This window comes from Streptomyces sp. FH025 (assembly GCF_017427025.1).
Classification (GTDB): domain Bacteria; phylum Actinomycetota; class Actinomycetes; order Streptomycetales; family Streptomycetaceae; genus Kitasatospora.
This window is the reverse complement of the sequence record NZ_JAFLNG010000438.1, coordinates 1-6,610: the sequence shown is the minus strand read 5'-3', so window position 1 is coordinate 6,610 and position 6,610 is coordinate 1. Positions and strand designations below refer to the sequence as shown.

Annotated in this window: 2 protein-coding genes; both read right to left on the bottom strand. The window is 72.1% G+C overall.

All coding sequences use genetic code 11. From position 1 onward, the window contains the following. The coding region (locus tag J0670_RS26125; RefSeq protein ID WP_207814121.1) for an NEW3 domain-containing protein at window positions 1–4,163 on the bottom strand (4,163 nt) is incomplete at its 3' end. Between the two features lie 32 nt (window positions 4,164–4,195). Beyond that, window positions 4,196–6,610 (bottom strand): discoidin domain-containing protein (locus J0670_RS26120; protein WP_207814120.1); only part of this gene is annotated, 2,415 nt, incomplete at its 5' end.

Below are 6,610 nucleotides of genomic sequence, written 5' to 3'. Positions count from 1 at the left end.
GCTACGGTCGGGGTGTACTGGCAGCGGCCGAACCACATGACCTTGGCGAGGGCCCAGTGCGCGCCCGGGTCGGTGGATTCGCGGGTGGTGATGGTGAAGTCGACGGTCGTGGAGGAATCGGCCGGGGCGGTGAAGCCTCGGATCGGGTCGGCGATGGCCTCCCAGGTGCCCCAGGGGGATACGACTTGCAGTTCGCCGCGGATCTCGCCTCGGGTGCGGTTGGTGAGGGTGAGGGTGAGGGTGGCCTGACGACCAGGGGTCAGGCGGAGGGTGTCAACAGAGACGGCGACGTCGAGGCCGGTGTCGCGGCCGGTGGTGGCCTTGGTGCCCTGGGCGATCGTCCAGTCCTCGGGGGTGTCGCCAGGGACGGGCAGCAGGTCGGGGGCCTCGCCGACGGCGATGGTGACCACGTCCTCGATCTGCTGGCCGTCGTGCTCGATCCGAACGGCGGCGAAGTGGAGGCCGGGTTCGACGTCCGCCGGCGGGGTGAGGGTGACGGGGAAGCGCACGTGGCCGTCGGGCGCGAGCCGGTACGGGCGGCTGCCGAGGCTGGTCTCCCAGCCCTCGGGCGGCAGGACGACGGCCGTGCCCTCGACGGCGGCGTCGCGGAGTTGCGTGGAGAGGGCGACGGAGAACGAGACCGGCTCCCCCGCCGTACGGAGCAGACCGGGCGAGGCGCCGACGGACACGGGCAGGTAGCCGAGCGGGGCCGGGCCGCGGTTGTGCAGCCAGTAGCGGGCGTGGATGGGCTGGGCTGGTTCGGCGATCGGGCCGAGCACGGGGCCGTCGGACGGGGCGGTCACGGCAGGGGTCGCGAGCAGGGTGGCGATCTGCGAGCCGGAGAGATCGAGAGCCGGGGTACCAGAAACGAGCGGGCGTTCCAGCAGGTCGGCGGGCCGGAGATCGTCCAGGGCGAGAGCCCCGCCGAGCCGCACCGTCCGCCCGAGGCCGGTGGACTCGACCAGGCGGACGGTCAGCTCGCGCCCGACCGGGTCCGCCGAGCCGTGGGCGATCGGGTTGCCGGCGGGCTTGAGCGCGCCGAGCAGGACCTCGCGCTGGGGTTCGACCCGCAGCCAGGAGAGGGTGGCCGGGAGCGGGCCGTCCTGGGCGGGAGCGATCCGCGCGTACAGCGGGTGGTTGAACTCCTGGCCGCACGCGGGCAGGGTCTGGTCCCGCCAGTCGCCGTCGCCGCCGACCAGCGCGTAGTTGAACTCGTGGGCCCAGTGCTGGAGTTGGAAGGACGCACCGTCCGGCAGGGTGCGCCGGGGCGGGTCGATCCAGACGCCGGAGGGCCAGCCGGTGCAGGACCGCATCAGGGAGAGGTGCAGCGCGCCGGTGGTGTCCACGGCGAAGCCGGGCAGGCCATAGCTGAGCAAGGCCACGGTGTGGTCGGCGAGTTGCTCGGACACCGCCGACGGGCAGACGGCGGTGATCCGGGCGTCGGCGAGGTCGTCGACCAGCGCGGAGGCGTCGGACACGACCAGGGCGGGGATCGCCCGCAGATCGCGCAGATCGGCGTCGGGGCGCCAGACCTCGGCGAGGGGGGTGAGGGCCGGGATCCACACCGCGCCGTGCGCCTTGAGAGCGGCCGCGTAGTCCGAGCCAGCGCGCTCGATCAACTCCCGGGCCGCGTCGTTGACTTCCGGACCGCCGACGACGATCCGGAAGTCCGGCAGGTTGGAGTCCACGTCCAGCCAGCCGTACCGCGCCCAGTCCGCGCCCGAGGTGGTGGCGGTGACGCCCACCCGGGCGAGGGCGACGACCAGCGGCCGGGCGTCGGCGGCGTCGTCCAGCGTCGGTACGACGACCTCGGCCACGCCCAGGGCGCGGGAGCCGGTCACCGTGCCCGCCGGGTCGGTCAGCTCGACCCGCGCGGTGGCGCCGAGGCCGAACCAGGTGTTGGCCGGGTTGTCCAGCGTCCAGGGCGCCTCCGCCGAGTCGACGTCCGGCATGGCGAAGCCGCGCCCGACGACCGCGCCCGCGACCTCGCTGACCGGCAGCCCGCCGGGGACGTCCACCGGGAAGCGCAGCCGCAGCAGCCGGTCGGCGCCCGAGTAGTCGACGACCCTGGTCCGGCAGTCCACCCGGTCCAGGCCGCGCCACAGCGTGACGGTCTGCTCGTAGCGGACCCCGTCGACCGCGCCGTCGATCACCAGACGCTCGCCGAGCGGCCCGGCCTCGCGCCGGACCGACCCGAACCCCTCACCGGAGCCGATCACCGGGCCGCTCGGCACCAGGTGCCACGGGCCCTCACCGAAGTCGGGGTGCTGCGGGTACTCCTCGTAGACCCGCAGCTCGTTGCCGATGCGGCCGTCTTGGATCAACTCCCGTTCGTGCAGCAGGTCGTACACCGAGGAGAGCCCGCCGCCGCGCGTCGGGTCGGCCGTCACCCGGTACCGGTCTCCCTCGATCACGAGGCCCTCGGCCTCGGTCCACGCAGGGTCGGGCGCGCCCTCGACCAGTCGCCAGGTGCGCCAGCCGAGCGCGGGCACGTCCGTGGCCAGGAAGCGCAGCGTTCCCCGGTCGACGGCGCACGGGACCGGAGAGCCGGCAGAGTCGAGGACCCGCACCGACCGCGTACCGGAGGGCAGTTCGACGGTGACCAGGTCGGTCCGGTCGAAGGAGAGCGTGTTGGTCACCACCACGGCCTGGCCCGCGCCCTCCGTGGAGATCCGCGCCATCAGCGCGTCCAGCGCCGCGTCCCGCACGGAGGAGGCCAGGTCGTACGCCTCCCGCCAGCCGCCGAGCAGGTCCAGGTACACCTGGTCGGACTCGGAGCCGGTGATCGCGTCATGGTGCGCTCCGTAGGCGAGTTGGCGCCACACCTTGTCGAGCGCGGCGGCCGGGTAGCGGCCCAGGCCGTGTACGGAGGCGAGGGTGGCGAGCTTCTCGGCGTCCACGGCCGCGACCTCGCCCGCCCGCCCAGCCTGCTTGGTGTCGATGTACGAGACGTCCTTGCCGGTGTAGACCGGGTTCATGTCGCGGGTCTGCGGGCTGGGCCGGCGGCCCGTGGCGGCGAGTTCGGCGCGCACGGCGTCGAGGAAGTCCCGCGGGGTCGCGCAGACGAAGCGCGGCCACAGGTACTTGGCGGCCCAGGATCGGTGGATCTCGGTGACCCACTTGTTCGGCGGGGTGTAGTCCGTCCCGACCGGAAGCAGCAAGTTCTTTGTTGCCCCGACCGGCTTGAGCTTGCGGTACAGCTCGTAGACGGCCTGCTCGGCGGTGGCGAGGTCCGGGGAGGAGTCCATCCACCAGCCGGCCGAGTAGTGGTGCGGCATGTAGTGGGTGAGGACGCCCTCGCCGCCGGGGGCGATCCACTCGAACTCGCTCGGGAACTGCATCACCCGGGCGTCGTCCTTGGCCTCGCGGAAGTTCTTCTGGATCGGGCCCCACTGGTGGAACGGGCCGCGGGCCCAGGCGCTGCCGGTGAGGCCGGCCGCGGCGAGGTGGCCGGGGAACTGCGGGTCGTGCCCGAACACGTCGAGCTGCCAGGCGGTTTGCGGGTCGCCGCCGAGGATGTCGCGCTGGTAGCCGATGCCGTAGACGAGGTTGCGGATGGTCGTCTCGGCGCCGGTGAGGTTGGTGTTGGGCTCGTTGTAGGTGCCGCCGACGAGTTCGACCTGGCCGCGGTCCAGCAGCATCCGCAGGGTTTCGCGGCGCTCCGGGTGCTGGTCGAAGTACGGCTTCAGGTAGTCGACTTCGGCGAGGACGAACTTGTAGACCGGGTCCCGCAGGGCGAGGTCCATGTGGGCGTCGACGAGGGCGAAGCCGTTGCGCTCCCACAGGGGCCGGGTGGTGGCGTCGGCGGAGAGCAGCTCCCAGGGGGAGGTGTAGGCGGCCTGGGTGTTCCACCAGACCGGGTCGTAGTGGAAGTGGGAGACCAGGAACATCGTCCAGCCGGGCTCCGCGACCTCCACGACCGCCTCGACCGAACAGGTGCCCGCCCGTACGGTGACGGGAAGTTCCTCGCCGGGACGGGCGCCGGTGATCTCCAGCGGGACTTCGACCAGCCCCGTGCCGGTCGCCTCGCCGTGAACGCCCGTTCCGGTGACGGTGATCCGGGTGGGCGGGCCCTCGACCGTCACCCGCAGCAGCTGGCGCGGGGCGACCTCGGGGCCGACGAACAGGTCGGTGCTCTCGACGGCGGTGATGGTGACCGACACGGGGTGGTTCCTTTCCGAAGGAGGGGGCGGGACTACGCGCCCCAGGCCTCGAACTCGTAGATGCGGGCGGCCGGATCGGTGCTCTGGGTGGGCTTGGTGATGACCAGCCGGACGTAGCGGGCGGTGGTGTTCACCGGGTGGGTGGTGGTGCCCGCGGTGTTGCCGGTCACGTCGGCGACCGTCGTCCAGGGGTCGGTGGGGTTGGAGCGGACCTGGAGCGAGAAGTCGCGGGTGTTGTACGCGGCGCTCTCACCGCCCGCCTGGGCGTGCTTGACCACGAACTTCGACAGCTGCTTCGCCGAACCGAGGTCCACCTCGAGCCACTTGGTCGAGGTCAGGGTGCACCACTTGTCGCTCGTCCCGCCGCTGACGCTGCCGTTGACGGCCTTGGCCGGGCCCTCGTCGGCGTTGCACTGGCCGGAGGCGGTCGCCGGGCGGTTCAGCGCCAGGTTGGTCGAGGTCGGCGGCGTACCGTTCCAACTCACGGTGGTGGAGGTGGCGTTGGAACGTCCGTAGGTGGTGGACACCGCCTCGACGTCCAGCGTGGTGCTGGACTCGGCGCCGGCCCGGTCGAGCCGTCCGACGAAATAGGCGTCGTTGGGCGTGGCGCCCAGGAAGGTCCGGCTGCCGTCCGCGTTGCGCCGGTACACCTCGTAGTGGTGGACGTTGCCGCCGGGCGCAGCCGTCCAGGACAGCCGCAGGGACTGGCTGGAGCCGGGGGTCACGTCGCTGGCGCCGAGGACGGTCAGTCCGCCCGGCGCGGCCGGGCTCTCCATCGCCCCGTCGTAGACGGCGACTTGGCCGACCCGCAGGTCGTACGCCGGGTCGGTGCCGGTCACCTGGAGGGCGAGCTGGGCGATGGTGCGGCCGGCGTACGGGGAGAGGTCGAGGGTGTGGCGCTCCCAGCCGGTGCCGGAGTCGGCGCCGACGTCCAGGGTGGTGAAGCTGCCCGGCGCGTCGGTGAAGGAGATGGCGGCCTTGAGCCTGGTGGGCCCGGCGGCCGGGGTCTTGGTGACCAGGTCCAGCTTGGTGGTGGTCGCGACCGGAAGCTTCGTCTCGTACAGCCGCACGGTGTTGGTGGCGTCCAGGGTGCCGGTGAGTCGCAGCGAGGAGCCGCCCTGGTAGGAGTCGGTGAAGTCGACGGACGGACTGAGCCTGCTGCCGGTCGAGTTGACCACCCAGCGGTAGGTCGGCGGGACGTCCTGGAGCGAGAGGTTGTTCCAGCCGCCGGTGGCGACCCGGGTGCCGGCCGCGTTGTAGAAGTCGCCCTGGCCGGTGTTGAAGTTGGTGACGAAGGGCTTGGCGGTGATCGGCGAGGACTCGGCGACGTACCCGGCCAGGCCGGGCCAGGCGGACGAGAGGTCGATCCGCGAGGGGTCGCCGTTGGCGCCGACCCAGTAGCGGGAGTCCTTGGCGTAGAAGTCGGCGCGGTCGGTGGCGGACTTCCAGGTCCACTCGGGCCGGTAGAGGCCGAGCGATGTCGTGTGCGGCTTGCCGGACGGGAAGAGGGTGTTCCAGCCGACGGAGGTGTTGTAGCCGTTGGCCTCCGTGTCGATGCCGGAGTACAGCTCGTACTCGCTGCGGCCGAGTTGCCGGGCGAGCGTCCGCGAGGAGTTCAGACCACTGGCCGTCCAGTCGAAGTTGAGGAACATCGAGTCCGAGGTGCGCTTCGAACCGTCCTGGAGGAAGGGCGAGTTGGCCGAGGTGAGGGCGTTCTGCCAGTTGACCGCGCCCGAGGTGGTCATGGCGTCGTACCACATGAAGTCGGTGCCGCTCTGCGCCTTGGTGTACTGCATCAGGTTGCGCAGCTCGGTCGCGAGGGCCTGGTCTCCGCCGCCGGTCTCCTGGTTGATGAACCAGCCGTCGAAACCGTAGTACTGGGCGGCCTGGACGAGCTTGTCGGCGACGGGGTAGCGGCCGCCGGACTTCTGGACGAAGTCGCGCACCCACTGGAGCTGGCCGCCGTACGCGGTGGGCGGGAAGAAGACGGTGCCGTAGACCTTGACGCCGTTGCGGTGGGCGGCGTCGATGACGGTCGGGTTGGGCGCGAGGATCAGGCCCTCGCCGGCCGAGCCGCCCCAGAACACCAGCTTGTCGACGTACTGCCAGTAGCCGAAGGCGTAGTAGTTCGGGTCGGCGGAGCCCTGGGAGGGGTTGTTGGAGGTGGGGCCGAAGGAGACCAGCGAGGCTATCTTCCCTTCGCCGGTCCGGGCGTTGGGGTTGGCCGCGAGGGCGGGGTCGGCGGTGCGCGGCTGGAGCGGGATGCGGGAGCGGTTGAACCGGGCGTCCGGGTCGGTGGCCGGGTCCCAGTTCAGGATGGTGTTGGGGTACCAGTACGAGGCGTAGGGCTGGGTGCCCGAAGCCGCTGCGGCCGCGGCGACCGGGGTGGCGGGCGCGGCGTGGGCCGGGGTTACGGCGCCCAGCGCGGCCGTCGCGAGCGCGGCGCT